Consider the following 16183-nt stretch of genomic DNA (forward strand, 5'->3'; position numbering starts at 1 on the left):
TTAGGTATTCAATCGAAGAAAAATACCGCTTCCGAATTTAAGCTTTTCGGGCAGCGTAATACTCGGTAAACAAACCGGAATCAAACTGGAAAGGAATATGCTCAAGCCCGGGCACGGCCTGCACGATACCCACTTCCGCACCATTCTGATCCTCTTTTCTAAGAAAATCAGGAATTTCAAGGCGGGGAGCCTGCTTTGCGCGAAGATAAATCTGATTTTCACCAGCCTTCGTGTTTAAGCTCACTTTTGTTCCTGCTTTTAACACACAAGACCCAACGGTGAGGGGTTTGCCATCAACCAATATATGACCGTGGCTGACCAACTGGCGGGCTGATCGAATGCTGGGGGCAAAACCAAGACGAAAAACAACATTGTCGAGGCGACTTTCCAAGAGACCGGCCAGCTTTGATACCCAGTTGGTTCCTGAACCACGCTTTGAGTCGCGAATAAATCGACGCAGCTGTTTCTCGCGCAACTCGTAATTACAGCGGATCTTCTGTTTTTCTTCTAAACGAAGGGCAAAGTCAGAATACTTTCGGCGGCGATTGCCGTTTTGACCTGGGGGATATGGCCTTCTCTCAAGAGCCCCCGCTTTACCTAAACCAGGAAGTTCAACTCCCAAACGACGCTGAATTCTATATCGCGCTACTTTGCCCACTTTTTTGCTCATTACCTAAACCTCTTCTTTGAGCGGTCCAATCGATTCATCCCTCTAACCAGAGGGATGCATATACTAAGAAATTTCACAAACATCAATGCTCTTTTCCCATTTGGAATGAATGGCTTCCAACATGGAAGACCCAACATTCTTTTGGGTGAAAGACGAGAGACGGAGGCTAATGTGGAAGCTCTTGCGGGTCAACTCCTGAATTAAGACACGATATTTGAAACAAGCCTGTCTCAATGATCGACAAAATACCTCAATTTTAGGTGTTTTCTTGAAATATGAATTTTTTTTAACACAAAGTGTTATAAGATAGACGAAATAAAGTAACCATCCAATTAATTAGCCAAAGAGAAGCTATTGGGAGGGTTACAGAGGAGACTCTATGAGGGTTCTGGCGCGTTTGTTGACCCTGACGGTGCTGTTGTTATTGGCTTTGCCATCCTGCGAGGAAGGCGACTCAGTGCTGGTGGACCCAGATGGTGGAGGGGACACGGTGGTGGATATAGTTCCACCTTATATTCCGCCGGATCCCAGCACCTATGTTTGCGATCCCTTTGAGGAATCAACGGCAGGTGATCGAAACCAGGGCTTGGTCGCGTCTTTGTTTTACACTTTGCCCGGAGAGGCCAATTACACAAAGGCAGTCGATTATATTAATCATGCCCACCCGGTGAACGATGTGAGCCTCTTTTTTAATCAGTTGAATATCCCGACCAGGCCCTTTGATCGGGGGTTTATGACCCGCTCCGGAGAGGTTATCTCCACTCCTCAAGGAAATACACTCTATGAGTATTTTGGAATCAATTTTCGATCTTTTTTAACACTTGAGGACAGTGATCCAGAAGGACTTTATCAGCTCGCTGTTCTTTCTGATGATGGTGCAGTTCTTCGGATGAAGGATTCCGCTGGGAACTGGCAGACCATCGTTGACAACGACGGCACTCATCCGACGCGCATGGGTTGTGCGGCGGCGCCTGTGGACATGAGGCATGATTCTTATGTGCCTCTTGAGTTAGACTATTATCAAGGTCCTCGCTACCATATTTCTTTGGTGGTGATGTGGCGTCCTTGGAATGGAAGTGCAGAGGACCCTTCTTGCGGAAAACAGGGCAACGGTATGTTCTTTAATTCCCAGGTTGATCCTCCAGCGCCCCAGGCCGCCTACAATTCTTTGTTGGGCCGTGGCTGGAAGGTCGTCAGTTCTCCACATTATCGCCTTGAAGCCCCTAACCAAAATCCCTGTAATGAGCCAGCTCCACATGTGGAGGATTATGTTGTGTCCAATGTGACTTCAACTGGAGTTACGGCCTCCTGGTTGACTGATATTGCAGCAATAGGAAGGCTTCATGTTACAGAGGTCGGGACGGGGGCGACCACGATCTACACTAAAAAGGGATTCGCCGTCAGACACACGATGACGGTCAATAATCTAACTCCAAACACTCTTTATCGAGTGAAGTCTTCCTCTGAATCGGGATCAGGTTTGGCTACGGAGACAGACTATGTGGAATTTCGAACTCTCAGATAGAAAGCCAATGAGGGTATTTTCAAAGCGTTCCTGAAGTCCACGACTTTCGTTGTGGACCTTTGGTGAAATCAGAATAGACCAGACGAAAGGTCAGTTCTCTCGGGCAATTATTTCAAATTGATACCAAATATGAAATCTCAGATTCAATCGTCCGATAGGGAGGCAGGAGACGCTATTGAAATGAAAGCCATATTTTCGATTCGTTACAAATTCTTGTTCGTCACGACTTTGTTATTGGTACTAAGCGTAGGGGCTTACTTGGGACTGGCAGCTAGGATTCTCAAGGAGGATAAGACTGAGCTCGTTTATGACTACAATCGAAGTGCGGTTTCCAATATGGCTTCCGATATTGATACGTATTTCAAAGGGGTGGCTGATAAGATCAAGATCGTGGCCTTCTTTTTCAATGAGAAACACGGCCGGACATCGCGCTTGATGCAGGAGCTCCTTGAGAATGACGCTGAAACTGTATTTGTTGGAGGAAGCAATAGCTTCAAATCCCTTGATGCGTCGTTATTTATGAACAAAGTCTTCATGGAAACCTACGGTCTCAATGCAGATTTTTTTATGGAGACTCTCCATTTGCAAAAAGCCATACCATTTGATCGAATTCGAATTGATGGCGAAGCCGTTTGGAATTCAACGATACAAGATGGTCCTCCCCTCATAGGATTTGGTCGAAGCGTTGTAGAAGAAACTGATTCGGGTGTCCCCGTTCGCCAGTATGCCGTGATTAGTTACCTGCGGGCCGATAAAATAATGTCCTCTCTTGGCCGCGGAAGTCTCAATGAGGTCTTTATCACGAATGCCCAAGGCGAGGTTCTTGTTCACCCTCTGATGGCGGTCATGGTGGCGGGGCTCAATCCAGACGCTCTGACTCAAAAGGCACTTCAACATCCTCTCAGCACGAGCGTTTTGCCAGCCGAAGTGGATGGAGAAAAAATACTTGGAGCTTTTTCCAAGGCATTCAACAAAAAGATTGTCATAATCTCAAGGGTAAGCGAAGCAAGGGCCTTTAATGTGGTCTATCGCTTGATCTATCGATCTTTGTTTTTTGCACTGATCGTATTAACCGCTGCGTTTATTGCGGCTATTCTATTTTCGCGTTCGTTGACAAGTCCCTTGCAGACTCTCATTGACGGAATGAGAAAGGTCTCAAATGGTGATTTGGGTATACAGATCATTGTTAAAACCAGGGATGAAATCTCGCTTCTTGCAGATTCGTTTAATCGCATGATTCGCGATTTAGGACATTCAAGAAGGGAACTGGAGCATATTAACTCAGAACTGGAGAACAAAGTAAAAGACAGGACCCGTCAACTTGAGATACAAAATCAAGCCGTAAAAAAGGCTCAAGAAGCCTGCTGCGCACGACGCGTTTGGCGGCAGTTGGAGAAATTGCAGGAAGGGCGGCTCATGAAGTACTCAATCCACTCACGGGCATCATGTCCCGAATTCAGAAGATTCAAATGCGGCTGCAAAACCATCAAGGGGGAGAATCTCAACTTTTAAGCGAAATTTTGCAGAGCTGGGAAACTGACATCTCAAAAGGCGGAATGACAAAACTAGTTGAGAGCTGGAGAACGCCGTCCCAGATCATTGAGGGAGCGACTCTCTTTGAGGAGGATCTGGAAAATATCAAGACGGTTGGCAATTCATTGGCTGGGGAAGTCGGAACGACATCGGCTGATGTCGATTTTTTGCTCAAAGAGTGTCAAAGAATCAATCGAATCGTTCAGTCAATGCGATCCTTAAGCGTGGTCAAGGGGGAGTCCAAAGAGCATTCGATTGAAAACTTAGTCAGAGAGTCAATTCATATTATGGCTGACCTCGCATCTCAAATGAATTCAGAAATCAAAATGTCAGAGGGAGATCGAAAAGTCATCGTCTTGGTAGACGAAGATGAGTTCATCCAAAGCATGACGAATTTGATCCGAAATTCCTTGCAAGCGATTAAGGCACGGGAGTCTGAATCAGGTGGAAATTCATTTAAGGGAAAAGTTGAAGTCAACATAGAAACCTTAGAAAACAAGATAAAAATTCATGTGAAAGATAACGGTGTTGGAGTCGAACCAGATCATCGGCAAAGACTATTTGAAACCCAGTTTTCAACGAAGCCTCGCGAGGAGGGGACTGGATTGGGACTAAACATCAGTCGCAGATTCATTCGTTCTTTTGGTGGTGACATCTATTTGCAAGACTCGAAATTGAAAGTGGGAACTGAGTTTGTGGTCGAATTGCCGATACATTTAAAATCTCCAGAAGAAAAGGTGTCAGCATGAAAAAACTGGCCAAAAAGTGGACTGATGGTCAAGAAGCCGATCTGGTTATTGGAGTGGCCTACGATTGGAACAAAAGAATCTTAGTTGTTGATGACGAACCAGCGATTCGTGAAACTTATAATGATATTCTTTGTCCGCCAACGAGAAAGACATTGCCTTTGCGGTCAAGTCGATCTGCTGCTTCAAAGCCGCCCAACGAAACGGATCCGGGATTTGAGTTTGATGTGACGGTTTGCGAGTCCTTCGAAGAAGCTTTGAAGGCCTTTCGGGCGGCAATGGCAGAAGGGCGCCCCTATGTCATGGGATTTTTTGATGTGATGTTGGGGTCTGCAAAAGATGGATACGATTTAGTCAAAGAGATGCATTCTCACGATTCAGATCTTTATGCTGTTTTCGTGACGGCTTACAATGATCGGTCAATTGAGTCCATCAATAGTCTTTTAGGATCCAAGATGGTCGATCGTTGGGACTATATTAATAAACCATTTTCTCAGGGCGAGATTTTACAAAAGGCACGCAACTTTGTAACTCTATGGAATTTAGAGAAAGAGAGCGAATTAAAATCGAATCAATTGGCAGAGGCTCAGGATCGCCTGCTCAGCAGCGAAAGGACGGCGGCGGTAGCGGCTGTAGCAAGAGGGGTAACCCATGAATTTGGAAATATTTTGATGCAGATTATGGGCAAGGCAGATCTGGCGAGAAAAAGAAATGAAGCAGAAATGCGGCGTGCCCTTGAAACTATTGTTGAGGCTTCCCAGCACGCGAGCGATATCTTAGAAAAATTCAAAAATCTATCAACCACAGGTGAATCCATCAGTCGCCATGACTGGGTTTTTGTGCATTCCATCTTGGAAGAGGCCCTTGATCTATTGGATCATCAATTTAAAACCACAAATATGAAGATCTCTATCGTTAAAAAGGATGTGGTTAAAATCAAGGCCTCGGCCACGAGTTTACTCCAGGTTCTGATTAACTTATCCATCAATGCGATTCATGCGATGGGAACTTCTGGTCAAATTGATTTCTCAATTGTTTTGGCAGATCCCTGGGTAGAAATAAAAGTGCGAGATTATGGTCCGGGTATTAGGAGTGACCTTGTCGAAAAGGTACTTGAGCCATTTTTCACGACAAAGGGCAAAAATGGCACTGGACTTGGTCTTTCAATTTGTCGCGAGATCATTGAAATTGAACATCGAGGAACTCTGACTCTCAAGAATCATCCCATTAAGGGTTTGGAGGCGATCATTCGTTTGCCAATAAATGGCGGAGATTTAGATGAATAGTCCTGTCTGGGATCTTCCCTTATTGGTGGTTGACGACGATGCCATGGTTCGGGGAGTCGTGGTGGACTATTTAAAGGATATTGGCTTTACGAGCATTCTTGAAGCCAAGAACTCGCAACAGGGTCTTAAAATGATTCAAAACTCAAAATTTCCGATCGGCTTGGTACTTTCAGATTGGGAAATGCCGGGTGTGAGCGGATTGGTTCTTCTCAAGGCATTGAGGAAAAATCCGCATCGCAAGGGCACTCGATTTGTGATGATCACGAGCCAGCGATCGATGGAAAAGTTTAAGATCACTCAGGCCGCGCAATGGAAAGTCAACGCTTACATTATCAAACCCTTTACCTGTGCCGTATTGAGAGAGAAGATTTGGCAGGTGATGGATTGGGAAGATAGCGATGAAAGAAAAGCCAGTGGCTAAAAAATCACTCATTTTAGCGGGGCTCCTTTTGATGACCGGATGGACGGGGGGAAATGCGAGAGCCTTGACTTGGACAGATGAGGTGACTTCTCTCACCAAAATTGAAAGCCACAATATGGTTTTTAATCTCGCTCAGGGTTTGCTGAATCCGCCTCAGCGACTGGAAGGCTGGAATTCTGGATCCGGTCCTGACATGACTCCACTTGATATGGGCGACGGATCTCTGGGGGCATTTTCAATATCTACTTTTTCATTGTTCGGAACAGTTGTGGGCTCGACCGTGACGATCAACACAGATGCCGCAGGTTTTTATCCGCTCCAGGTGACCTCATTTGATCTTCCCGCCGGTTACACTTTGCGGGGAGTTGGATCCAACCCGCTCGATATTCGCAGTCAAACAGATATTGTGGTGTCTGGGACCATTGACTGTAGTGGTGAGAGCGGAGAGGCCATCGGTTCAAATAATTTGGTGACATCGCAAGGTGGAACGGGTCATTGCGGAGGAGGGGCGGGCGGCAATGGCGGTTCGACAACAGTTGATCCAACAGATGGAATTGCGGGGGGAGCGAGTGTCACAGGGGGGCTTGGCGCGAGTTCGGTCAATGTGGCTCCAGCTGCGACCCCCATTGGCGCTACTGGGGGAGGAGGTGGGGGGGCGTATCGTCAGCTTGGTACTCCTCCAGAAAATGGATATGATTCTGCAGCAGTTCTTTGGGCCGGCAGTGGGGGTATTAATTTTCGAGATGATCAATTCAGTGAGATTGGGGGTGGCTCAGGTGGAGGCGGTGGCAGTGCTTACGATGGCATAATTGTAGCCGATCGCTCAAGCGGCGGCGGCGGTGGAGTTGGTGGAGGTGTTGTTTTGCTGAGGGCGGTTCGTGATATCACAGTCTCAGGTTCCGTTTTGGCTAGAGGCGGTGATGGAGGAGGGACAATCGGGACACTTCGAGCTGGCGGTGGCGGCGGCGGTGGCGGAGGATCCATCGGGGTGTGGGCTGGAAGAAATTTGAGTTTTACGGGGGTTATTTCCGCAACAAATGGAAGTGGAGGTATCTCAGGCATCGATCCAACACATGTTCTTGATCAAGGAGGCGGGGGGAATGGCTCCGAAGGACGAACTTGGATTACGGATAAAGACAAGTGCACGGCTGGGGATTGTCCTTCGACGGAAATACCAACGACACTCCTGACTGATGAAGGTCGAGTTCTTTATCAGACGGGTACCTTTACAATTTTGTCAAAGGTCATTGATCTTGGAAACTCGCAACCGAGTTTTACTTCGGCGACTGTTTCAGGTCATCTCGGGACGGGAAGCTCAGTTGGAATTGAAATTGCCAGCGGGTCAACGGATGACTTTGATGCAACGGGTTTGTGGATCAGCTCATCGACTCTGGCAGGTCAAATTATCGGCAGATATATCCGGTTTAGACTCACGATAGACAATCAAGACACAACAAGCGCGACTGTTGTTGATTCGATCGCTATCAATTATGAAGGGCGGCTGCAGGAAAACTTTAATCTCATCTCCACTTGTGGTGGGATAAACGCGGATTCGGGGTCATTGTCTCGCATCTTTATGTGGATTCTTTTTATGGGATTGCCCTTGGTCCTTCTTCTTGGATCGAAATTGGCCTGGCAAGATTTACCATTCAAATCCAAATCGCCATCCGGCCGATCCTCCTGAATTTGTATTTGGTCCGGAACCCCACTCATAAATAAAATTGAGCTCCATCCCTGTGAAAATCTTCATTCCCCAAGCGGGAATTGAGTAATCGAGGCGATTTGTCCATTGAGAGGAATTTATAGTATTTCCCGTCGTGACCCAGAGGGAGGACTCAATAAATATGCGAGGACTCATGAAAGTTGTGAAATACCCGACAGACCCTCCGTAGCTTGAAATGCTCTTCCAGCTAACTGTCTCCAGGTCAGTTCGTTCGAGAATTCCGTCTTGCCGAAAGGAAGGGCCAAATCCCCAATTTTTATGAGGATAAAAGTAGAGAACGCGCAGGAAGCCGGCCGATGTCTTGAGGTCTTGTTGAAGTGGAAGCTGGCTTTTTTCTTTGGGTTGCCAATCAAAAGATCTGAGGCGAAGGTGAAAAAGAGTACGCCCCTGTTCTTTCAGGGGAATATTGACGACGAGATCGGTTGTCACTTTCGACCATCCCTGCAACTGCCCTTTGATTTGGTTTTCACCAATGAATTTTAAATCAACATATTCGGGAACGAATGCAAACTGAAGGGAGAACTCTCTTTCGTTCTGGCTGGGCTCTTTAGCAATGTCTGCATTTTTTGGCTGGCTTGTTTGGGGAGGGGGAGAGTCCTTTTGTACGGCAAGTGAGGGATTTCCTTCTTTTGGAGGAGCAAGCTTTGGCTTGGGAGCCTCTTTCCCTGCAATTTTAGTTCCCTCTGGCATAGCAATCGGACTGTTTCCAGAGGGCACATTTCGGGTTTCGAATTCCTTGGTGAGATCAATCTCAGCGGCATTACTAAAGAGGCCCATTCTTCCATTGTTTTGTCCTGCAGCCACGCGCCAATAGAATATTTTTTAGAAAATGAATCCCAAGTAAATGAAGCTTTCGTAACTTTTTGAATAACAATTGGAATTTGGAAAGTGGGATCCGACGAAATTTCAATTATATAGAAATCGGCGTCAGGAACAGGTAGCCAATTAAAAACAGGCGAATGACCTTTCTTATCTGATTTTGCTTTATTGAGCTCAGTCGCCTCTAGATCTGGAATTAGAACGACATAGAGTTTCTTAGCAAAGTTAAGGGCCGTGTCCACAAGAGAAGAAAGAGAGGGGCTATTTTTAATTTTTTCATTGAATGAACTCTTAGCTCCCTTCTTAGGCTCGATTTTATTCTCCGAATCTTCCTCCACTTTTGTACCCTTGCCTTTTTTTGGATCATTTCTTAAGTCGAAGCTCGCGGGCTCTCGCTGGGAGGGGCTGATGAGCGTTGGCGCTGCCAAAGGATCAAGGGTTGAATAGAAAAGTTGATTGTAAGGAGGGGTAATCAGAAATCCTTCGTTGTCTTCACCCACAATGCGCCAATAGAGCGGTCCCTTCTCTTTTGATTGAAATTGAACTTGAGTCGAAGTCACGACCTTTTCATCAATTAGGGCAGCGAAGTCAGGGGCCATTGAAGTCTGGAGATGATAGCGCACCGCTTGACTCGATGGGGACCACGAAAAGATCTCTCCCGTACCAAATCGGATTCGGTCGCGAGGGAGTGGTGAGAGATAATTAATTTTTTTGCTTGGCCAGATACTGACAGGGAGGGAGGACGAGCTTTGATCCCCTCGAGTGAGACTGAGGAAATATGTACCGTTGCCGAGGGGCAGATTGATTTCCGATTGACCAACCTCCAAATTGATCGAGGATTCCTCTCCTTTTTGGCTCACGATTCGAATCGAGTCGGCCTTTCCCTTCCACTTGAGATGTAAAAATACCGGAGACTTGTGAGTGTAGACGCGATAGAGTTCCTTTTCAACTTCCCAGGCGAGTTCATCGGTGATCGATTGGCGGTCTCTCATTTTGCCATTATCAATAAGGACCCTCTGTCCGGCATCGAGGGAGCCTGTGGTGTTCTCGCCTTGACTCTCTTGAGTGCCATTTGATTTCGGATTGATCTTGACATGTCCAGATGCAACTTCGACCTCTATTTTTTCGTCTCCCACACTGCGAAGATTAATATCAGAACCTGCGCCGGCCTCGATGACGAGTTCTCCGGCCTGAAAGTCAATTTTTTTGTCTCTCGTTTTAGATCTCATTGTTCCGCGCGCGAATTTCAGCCGAAGGTGTTCGTCTTTTCCCGCCTCGATAGGCTCCAGGACAACAAGGGTATTTTCGTGGAGCTGAAGTTGGATGTCCTCATTGAGTTCAATCTTGGCAAAGCTGTTTGAGAGAGTCAGAAGTGAGTCAAAAGAATAGAGTTGATCCTTTGGGACAGAGTCCTCCCAAATCAAAGAACCTTTGGTCTTTCGCCTTACATTTTGATTGATTTGCAGAATAGACCCGATTTTCTGTTGATTGATTGAGAGAGAATTCAGATGCAAGGGATCAAGCGGTATGATTCCAAGATCTCCGAGCAACAAAGCAACCTCGAGGATTAAGAGAGTGGTCGCTCCTGATAAAAGATATCGATCCATATTCGGGTATCTATTCGGAATATTTCCATTTCTACCTTATTGGCTGGGTTATAAACGTGAAGATTTCTTTTGCGAAACTGGACCTTCGTCGCAAAAAGAAGACGGATGGGTTTAAGCGATAATTATTTGGGTACAATGTGAAAGTGAGAAATGACAAATCTAGGGTCCACAAAATTTTAATTGTCGAGGATGATGCCACCGTACTTGATGTAACAAATGAGGCCTTGGTCCAAGCTGGCTTTTTGACCGAACGAGCTTCCTCAGGAGAGGCGGCAGTTGCAAAGATTGAAGAATTTAAACCTGATTTGATCCTATCTGACCACGACATGCCGCAGATGACTGGTCTTGATTTACTCAGGACACTTCGCGCCAATAAGAACTATGTGAGCGTAATTTTCATTTCAGGTCGCTCAGAACTCAAGACGATTTGTCAGGCTTTGGAGCTCGGAGCCGACGACTATCTTCGAAAGCCTTTCAGATTTGAAGAACTCATTGCTCGCATAAGGGGATGTCTGAGAACCAAAGAAGTTCATGAGCAACTTCAGAGGGCAAATGAAAAATTACTTGAGATGGTGGATCATGACTTCTTGACCGGTCTCTATAACATGCGCACGATGTATGAAAAAATTGACTTTGAGCTAAAAAGGGCTCGTCGGTATGATCGTAAAATTGGCGTCGTCATGATCGATATGGACTATTTTAAGACCGTAAATGATCAAAATGATCATTTGTTTGGCAGCTATGTGTTGGCCGAGATGGGTAAGATACTGCAAGTAACGGTAAGGGAAAGTGACTATGCCGCTCGCTACGGGGGAGATGAGTTTCTCATTGTCTTAACCGAAGTTGATCAGATGGGGGCTGGAATTTTCTGCGAGCGACTAAGAAAACAGATCGAAAATCACACATTTCGAAATGAAAATTCCAGTATAAAACTGACTATTTCTCTTGGCTACGTTGTTAGCCAAGGTGAAAATAGCGCTGATGCCAGAACAATGGTTCGTAAGGCCGATCATGCACTTTATGAGGCCAAGAGACTTGGTCGAAATCGAGCATTTCTAGGATCCTTGTAGGGCTTGCCGCGCAAGTATGTAAATAAGGTTGGCGAGTTTTTTGTTCTATTGCGCCTCCTCCTCGGAAGAGGCGCCTTCCCACCACTTCTTCCAATCGACGATTGCCTTATCGATTTTTTCTTGAGGATCCTGCGGATCGATCAAAGGTCCTTCTTTGTAGCGAATGCGAAGGACCGTTGTCATTCTCTGTAAGAGGCTGGCATCTTGAGTTTTTTCCAGGGCTTTTACCAAAACACCGAAATTTTCTATTGAGGGTTTTTGTCGAATAGCTTGAACGATTTCTTCCTTAAGTTTGGGATCTTCGCCCGGATTGGTGAGCACAGAATGATAAATGTGCTTGATCGCTGGAGACCATGCAGAACCTAGTTCACGAACGGCATTCACTCTGCTCTCGGGAGCTTGAGTATTGTCTTTTATGATAGCGAGATTTCTCGCGTGTCTATCTCTCCATAGTTCAGTTGACATATCCATTAGAAAAGAGAAGGAAGGGGATGCAAGCAACCAATTCAGCTCTGGCCTTTTGATTGCCCATAAATTGTCACTTAGTCTGAAAAATTGATAAACCTTGTCATCAGTTTTTAGCGTAAACTGATTGCTTCCCTGTGTAGCGAGAAGACTCACCCGACCTGAGATATCGTATTTATCAAGCGATTCCAAAAGTTGATTAAAAATAACCCACTCAGTAAAGAATGCTGAATCCTTGTTCTTCCAATCGGAGCCTTGCTTTTCGAATTCAGCGAACACGACCCCATCCTTTTCGATTTTCAGGCTTGATCCGATTTTTACACGTCCTTCTTTTGGGCCAGTGAACCAAGACCGATGAAGTGGCAAATAATAGATTCCGTCTCCGTCCATATCTCCGCACTTTTTTCCCTCAGCAACTTGTTTTTTGGATAAATAAAACTGGCGCTTAATTTTTTGATTCCCACGCTGGGCGACCGCGACCAAATCTGGCTGACCCAAATTTTTAGGACACTGTCCCTCAATTTTGGCATCAAACAAAGGAAAGAATTTGGTCAGTTGCTCCAATGTCACCAAATTCTTTCCAATAAAATATTTCTTTTCCCTTCGAAGAATTGAAAATGTGTCGAATCGAGAGCGAAAGAACCATTGATCCATCGCGTCTGCAAACACAGCTGAAGGCAAAAATAACAAATTAAAAATGAGGCAAATTTTTGACAATTTCATAACCAATCCTCCCCGTTGCCCATCTGACCCTACTATTATTTCATGAATTCAATTTTCATTGCAATCACTTCACCTCAATCATTGAATGCTTTAGGCGAGAAAAAATCTCGACGAGTTGAGATGAAATTCGATTGCGCTCTGAAGGGTCTTTAAGACTACGACCAAAGCTTTTTTCATTGATATGATCCAATCTTAGCTGACTGGAGAGGCATCCAAAAAATAGGCTGGCTAGAATGTAAGGGTCAAAGGAGGAGCTCACAAAACCCTTTGCTTGGGAATCCTTAAAATAATGAACGATCGTTTCGATGAGATTGAGGAAGTTTTCCTTAAATACTTTTTCGGCCGGAGAGTGAAGTCGATCATACTCGCGAATAATGATCAGGCCAATGTCACGATCCTCTAGAAATAGCTTGAAAAGGCTCTCTGCGAATAGTTTGAGTCTCAGCCGATAGTCCTGGAAATTGGCGGGAGATGCGAGGAGGTCGCGTGTGAATTGCAGGCGCGTGGAACCAATTTCCTGCAAACAGGCTCGATAGAGTCCATTCTTTCCTCTGAAATAATAGCTAATCATGCTGGAATTCATTTTTGCTTCTCGAGCTATATCACGGATAGAAGTTCCGTTGAGGCCGCGGCGTGCAAAAAGCCGCTTTGCGGCCGTGATCAGAGTTTTTTTGGAGTCTGGGTCAAGACCGTCCTTTGGTCGAGATCTGACACGTTTCCCTGCTTGTTTTTGGGCCAAAAAATCCCCTTTTTCGAGTCAATACTGGACTTTGATTGGTGTTACAAAACGACTGATAACCGAGTATCAATCAAAAGACTGAAAAATTCAATCAATTGATTGAATTCAAAAAGGTATTGAACTAAAACCTAGTTGAACGAGCAGAGAGAAATTCTCTTTCTTTTGGGATTTAGTTTTGTGAGTGCTAGACTTAAGTGAGCAGGAGGCAATTGTGATACCATTCGATTTCTTTTACGGTATTTTTGGTTATCAAGATCCAATATGGGTCGCATGGGCTGGGACAGTTTTGGTGTTTGTCACGATTGGATATCTCGGTGCTCCTATATGGGTATGGTCTGTCGCAGGCTTGATAAGCCTTGTGGGCTGGGGCTCCCCTGGGATTTTGATCTATGTGGTCGCGGCGATCATGCTGGTAGCAAATCTGAGACCTCTTCGTCGAATTTTGATTTCTTCGGTCGTCATGAAAGTAATGAAAGCTCTTGGTGTTATTCCCAAGATCAGTGCAACCGAAAGAACGGCGCTCGAAGCAGGTGTTGTTTGGATGGAAAAGGAGTTGTTTTCGGGGCGTCCGGATTTCAAACTTCTCATGAGTCAAGCTTTTCCAAAGCTCAATAAGGAAGAAGAGGATTTTCTCAATGGGCCGGTTGAGGAACTTTGCAGGATGGTTGATGATTGGAAAATCTATAAAGAGCGAGACATTCCTCCCGAGGTGATAGATTATATAAAGAAGAATAAATTCCTGGGAATGATTATTCCTAAGGAATATGGTGGATTGGGGTTCTCTCATTACGCTCACAGTCAGGTGATCCATAAAGTCTCTTCGCGGTCTGCGGCCGTTGCTATTTTTGTGATGGTACCGAATTCTTTGGGACCGGCAGAATTGCTAAATCATTACGGTACAAAAAAGCAGAAGGACTATTATTTGCCTCGTCTTGCAGTTGGAGATGAACTGCCTTGCTTTGGGCTCACTGAACCAACAGCGGGAAGTGATGCGGGATCAATTCTTTCTTACGGAATATTGTTTAAAGGCGATGATGGAAAAATTTATGTTCGCATGACCTGGAAAAAACGCTGGATTACGTTGGCTTCAATTGCAACAGTACTCGGAATTGCATTCCGTTTGCGCGATCCTGAGAATTTGCTGGGACGAGGCGAGGATTTAGGAATCACCTGTGCCTTAGTTCCTGCAAAGACAAAAGGGGTTGTCCTTGGCCGACGCCACGATCCTTTGACTATTCCGTTTAGCAATTGTCCGATGGAGGGTCACGAGGTTGTCGTAAATGCTGAGGATTGTATCATCGGTGGCATTGAGGGAGCGGGCAAAGGGTGGAAGATGTTGATGGAGTCGTTGGCTGCGGGGAGAGGAGTGTCCCTTCCTGCCCAAGGAACGATGGGCGCAAAAGTCTCAGCCAGGGTGGCTTCTGCTCATGCCGTCGTTCGTAAGCAATTTGGTGTTTCTATAGGAAAGTTCGAAGGCATAGAAGAACCTTTGGCTCGTATCGCTGGGGCGACCTATTATCTTGAAGCACTTCGCAAGTACGTGCTAAGTGCCTTGGATCAAGAAGTGAAACCACCTGTTGTAACAGCCATGGCGAAGTACATGGCGACCGAGGGAATGCGCAAAGCCTTGTCTGACGGAATGGATATCATCGGGGGACAGGGGATCAGCATGGGCGCTCGTAACCTTCTTGCTATCCCTTATATTGGTGCACCTATAGGTATTACTGTTGAAGGTGCCAATATTCTGACTCGAACACTCATTATTTTTGGACAGGGAGCAATGCGTGCTCATCCCTTTGCTTTTCGTGAAGTCGATGCGATTGAAAGAGGTGATTTGAAAGAATTTGATGTCGCATTTTGGGGCCATATCGGACATGTGGTTCGAAATTTATTTCGTTCCGTTGTTTTGAGTCTCACGCGAGGGCGATTTGCCTTTACGGGCCGGCCTTCTGCTGTTCGTCGGTATGCCCAAAAACTGAAGTGGGCCTCTGCCTCTTTTGCCATTATGGCTGACGTTGCGATGGGAACTCTTGGTGGTCAGCTGAAAATAAAGGAGAAATTGACGGGCCGATATGCTGATATTTTGAGTTGGATGTTTATAGGAACGGCTGTGCTTCGGAGATGGGAGGCTGAGGGCTGCCGCAAGGAAGATTTGCCTTTCGTGCACTATTCGATGCGGCATTGTTTGGCTGAGATACAGAATGCTTTTGATGGAATTTTTGGGAATATGCAAGTTCCTGGCTTAAGTTGGTTTTTTACACGTCCAATGAGATGGTGGTCTCGGCTGAATTTTTTCACTCAGGGACCGGATGATCGTTTGAGCCATAAAGTCGCTTCTCTCATTCAAATTGAGGGGGAGCAAAGGAATCGTTTGACCGATGGGATGTACATTCCTAAAGAAACAAGCGAAGCCCTTGGATTGCTAGAGGCTGCCTTTTCAGCTGCTCATCGGTCAGCTGCTGTGGAAGCAAAGCTTCGTAAAGCAGCAAAAGATGGCTACCTACCTCGAAAGAGACGGCCTTCCGCTTTGTTGGATGAGGCCCGACAAAAGGGCCTCATTGATCAGGCAGAATATGATATTGTTTTTGAGGCAGAAAGACTTCGTTTAAATTATGTGCAAGTAGATGATTTTTCCAAGGAGGAGCTTGTTGCAGCGAAGGGTCTTCCTGCGACGGAGCACAAATTTCATCTTCCTGAGGATCCTCCGTCTGGAAAGTTATCAGATGGCACAAACGGAAAATCAGCTGCCGGTGGCGTGAACTCAAATTCAGGCAAGGAAAATTCCGGGCATTCTGGACGGGTTTAGTTTCTTGCATCAATGAACAACTCATTGATGACCAAACCCAAAAGAAAGTC

Annotated in this window: 13 protein-coding genes; 8 read left to right on the forward strand and 5 right to left on the reverse strand. The window is 45.8% G+C overall.

Annotated features, from left to right (window positions below; all coding sequences use genetic code 11):
• Positions 1 to 37: 37 nt before the first annotated feature.
• Positions 38 to 670, reverse strand: a complete 633-nt coding sequence (rpsD, locus tag IPL83_04385) for a 30S ribosomal protein S4 (GenBank protein MBK9038392.1) — start codon at positions 668 to 670, stop codon at positions 38 to 40.
• A 379-nt stretch (positions 671 to 1049) separates the two neighbouring features.
• Between rpsD and IPL83_04390 the strand changes: the two genes are divergently transcribed.
• The 6 genes from IPL83_04390 (at position 1050) to IPL83_04415 (ending at position 7865) form a co-directional block, all read left to right on the forward strand.
• A complete protein-coding gene (locus IPL83_04390) occupies positions 1050 to 2195 on the forward strand; it encodes a hypothetical protein (protein ID MBK9038393.1) in 1146 nt (381 codons plus the stop codon).
• A gap of 180 nt (positions 2196 to 2375) precedes the next feature.
• The gene (locus IPL83_04395) at positions 2376 to 3707 is read left to right on the forward strand and encodes a HAMP domain-containing protein (protein MBK9038394.1); all 1332 of its coding nucleotides are present in this window, start codon (positions 2376 to 2378) and stop codon (positions 3705 to 3707) included.
• Positions 3665 to 4477 carry a HAMP domain-containing histidine kinase gene (locus IPL83_04400; protein ID MBK9038395.1) on the forward strand — a complete coding sequence of 271 codons (813 nt, stop codon included), beginning with the start codon at positions 3665 to 3667 and terminating at the stop codon, positions 4475 to 4477. The genes IPL83_04395 and IPL83_04400 overlap by 43 nt, the downstream gene beginning before the upstream one ends.
• Positions 4474 to 5760: a hybrid sensor histidine kinase/response regulator gene (locus IPL83_04405; GenBank protein ID MBK9038396.1), complete on the forward strand. Its 1287-nt coding sequence runs from the start codon at positions 4474 to 4476 to the stop codon at positions 5758 to 5760. Before IPL83_04400 ends, IPL83_04405 begins: the two co-directional genes overlap by 4 nt.
• Positions 5753 to 6181 (forward strand): response regulator, encoded by a 429-nt coding sequence (locus IPL83_04410; protein MBK9038397.1) that lies wholly within the window; start codon positions 5753 to 5755, stop codon positions 6179 to 6181. Before IPL83_04405 ends, IPL83_04410 begins: the two co-directional genes overlap by 8 nt.
• Complete coding sequence (locus IPL83_04415) at positions 6159 to 7865, forward strand: hypothetical protein (GenBank protein MBK9038398.1); 1707 nt, start codon at positions 6159 to 6161, stop codon at positions 7863 to 7865. The genes IPL83_04410 and IPL83_04415 overlap by 23 nt, the downstream gene beginning before the upstream one ends.
• On the opposite strand, the gene IPL83_04420 is transcribed toward IPL83_04415, so the two are convergent.
• Together IPL83_04420 and IPL83_04425 are read right to left on the reverse strand one after the other, a co-directional pair.
• The gene (locus IPL83_04420; protein MBK9038399.1) at positions 7824 to 8333 is read right to left on the reverse strand and encodes a hypothetical protein; all 510 of its coding nucleotides are present in this window, start codon (positions 8331 to 8333) and stop codon (positions 7824 to 7826) included. The two genes, IPL83_04415 and IPL83_04420, sit on opposite strands and share 42 nt — an antisense overlap.
• Before the next feature lie 50 nt (positions 8334 to 8383).
• On the reverse strand, positions 8384 to 10330 hold the full coding sequence (locus IPL83_04425) for a hypothetical protein (protein MBK9038400.1): 1947 nt from the start codon (positions 10328 to 10330) through the stop codon (positions 8384 to 8386).
• A 137-nt stretch (positions 10331 to 10467) separates the two neighbouring features.
• Here IPL83_04425 and IPL83_04430 point away from each other — a divergent pair, with 137 nt between their 5' ends.
• A complete protein-coding gene (locus tag IPL83_04430) occupies positions 10468 to 11400 on the forward strand; it encodes a diguanylate cyclase (GenBank protein MBK9038401.1) in 933 nt (310 codons plus the stop codon).
• A gap of 45 nt (positions 11401 to 11445) precedes the next feature.
• Here IPL83_04430 and IPL83_04435 read toward each other — a convergent pair whose 3' ends face one another.
• The gene (locus tag IPL83_04435) at positions 11446 to 12588 is read right to left on the reverse strand and encodes a hypothetical protein (GenBank protein ID MBK9038402.1); all 1143 of its coding nucleotides are present in this window, start codon (positions 12586 to 12588) and stop codon (positions 11446 to 11448) included.
• Positions 12589 to 12652: 64 nt separating this feature from the next.
• Complete coding sequence (locus IPL83_04440) at positions 12653 to 13327, reverse strand: TetR family transcriptional regulator (protein ID MBK9038403.1); 675 nt, start codon at positions 13325 to 13327, stop codon at positions 12653 to 12655.
• A gap of 214 nt (positions 13328 to 13541) precedes the next feature.
• On the opposite strand from IPL83_04440, the gene IPL83_04445 reads away from it, so the two are divergent.
• Positions 13542 to 16133, forward strand: coding sequence for an acyl-CoA dehydrogenase (locus IPL83_04445; GenBank protein MBK9038404.1), 2592 nt, complete (start codon positions 13542 to 13544; stop codon positions 16131 to 16133).
• The last annotated feature ends 50 nt before the right edge of the window (positions 16134 to 16183 follow it).

This window comes from Bdellovibrionales bacterium (genome assembly GCA_016716765.1).
Taxonomy (GTDB): domain Bacteria; phylum Bdellovibrionota; class Bdellovibrionia; order Bdellovibrionales; family UBA1609; genus JADJVA01.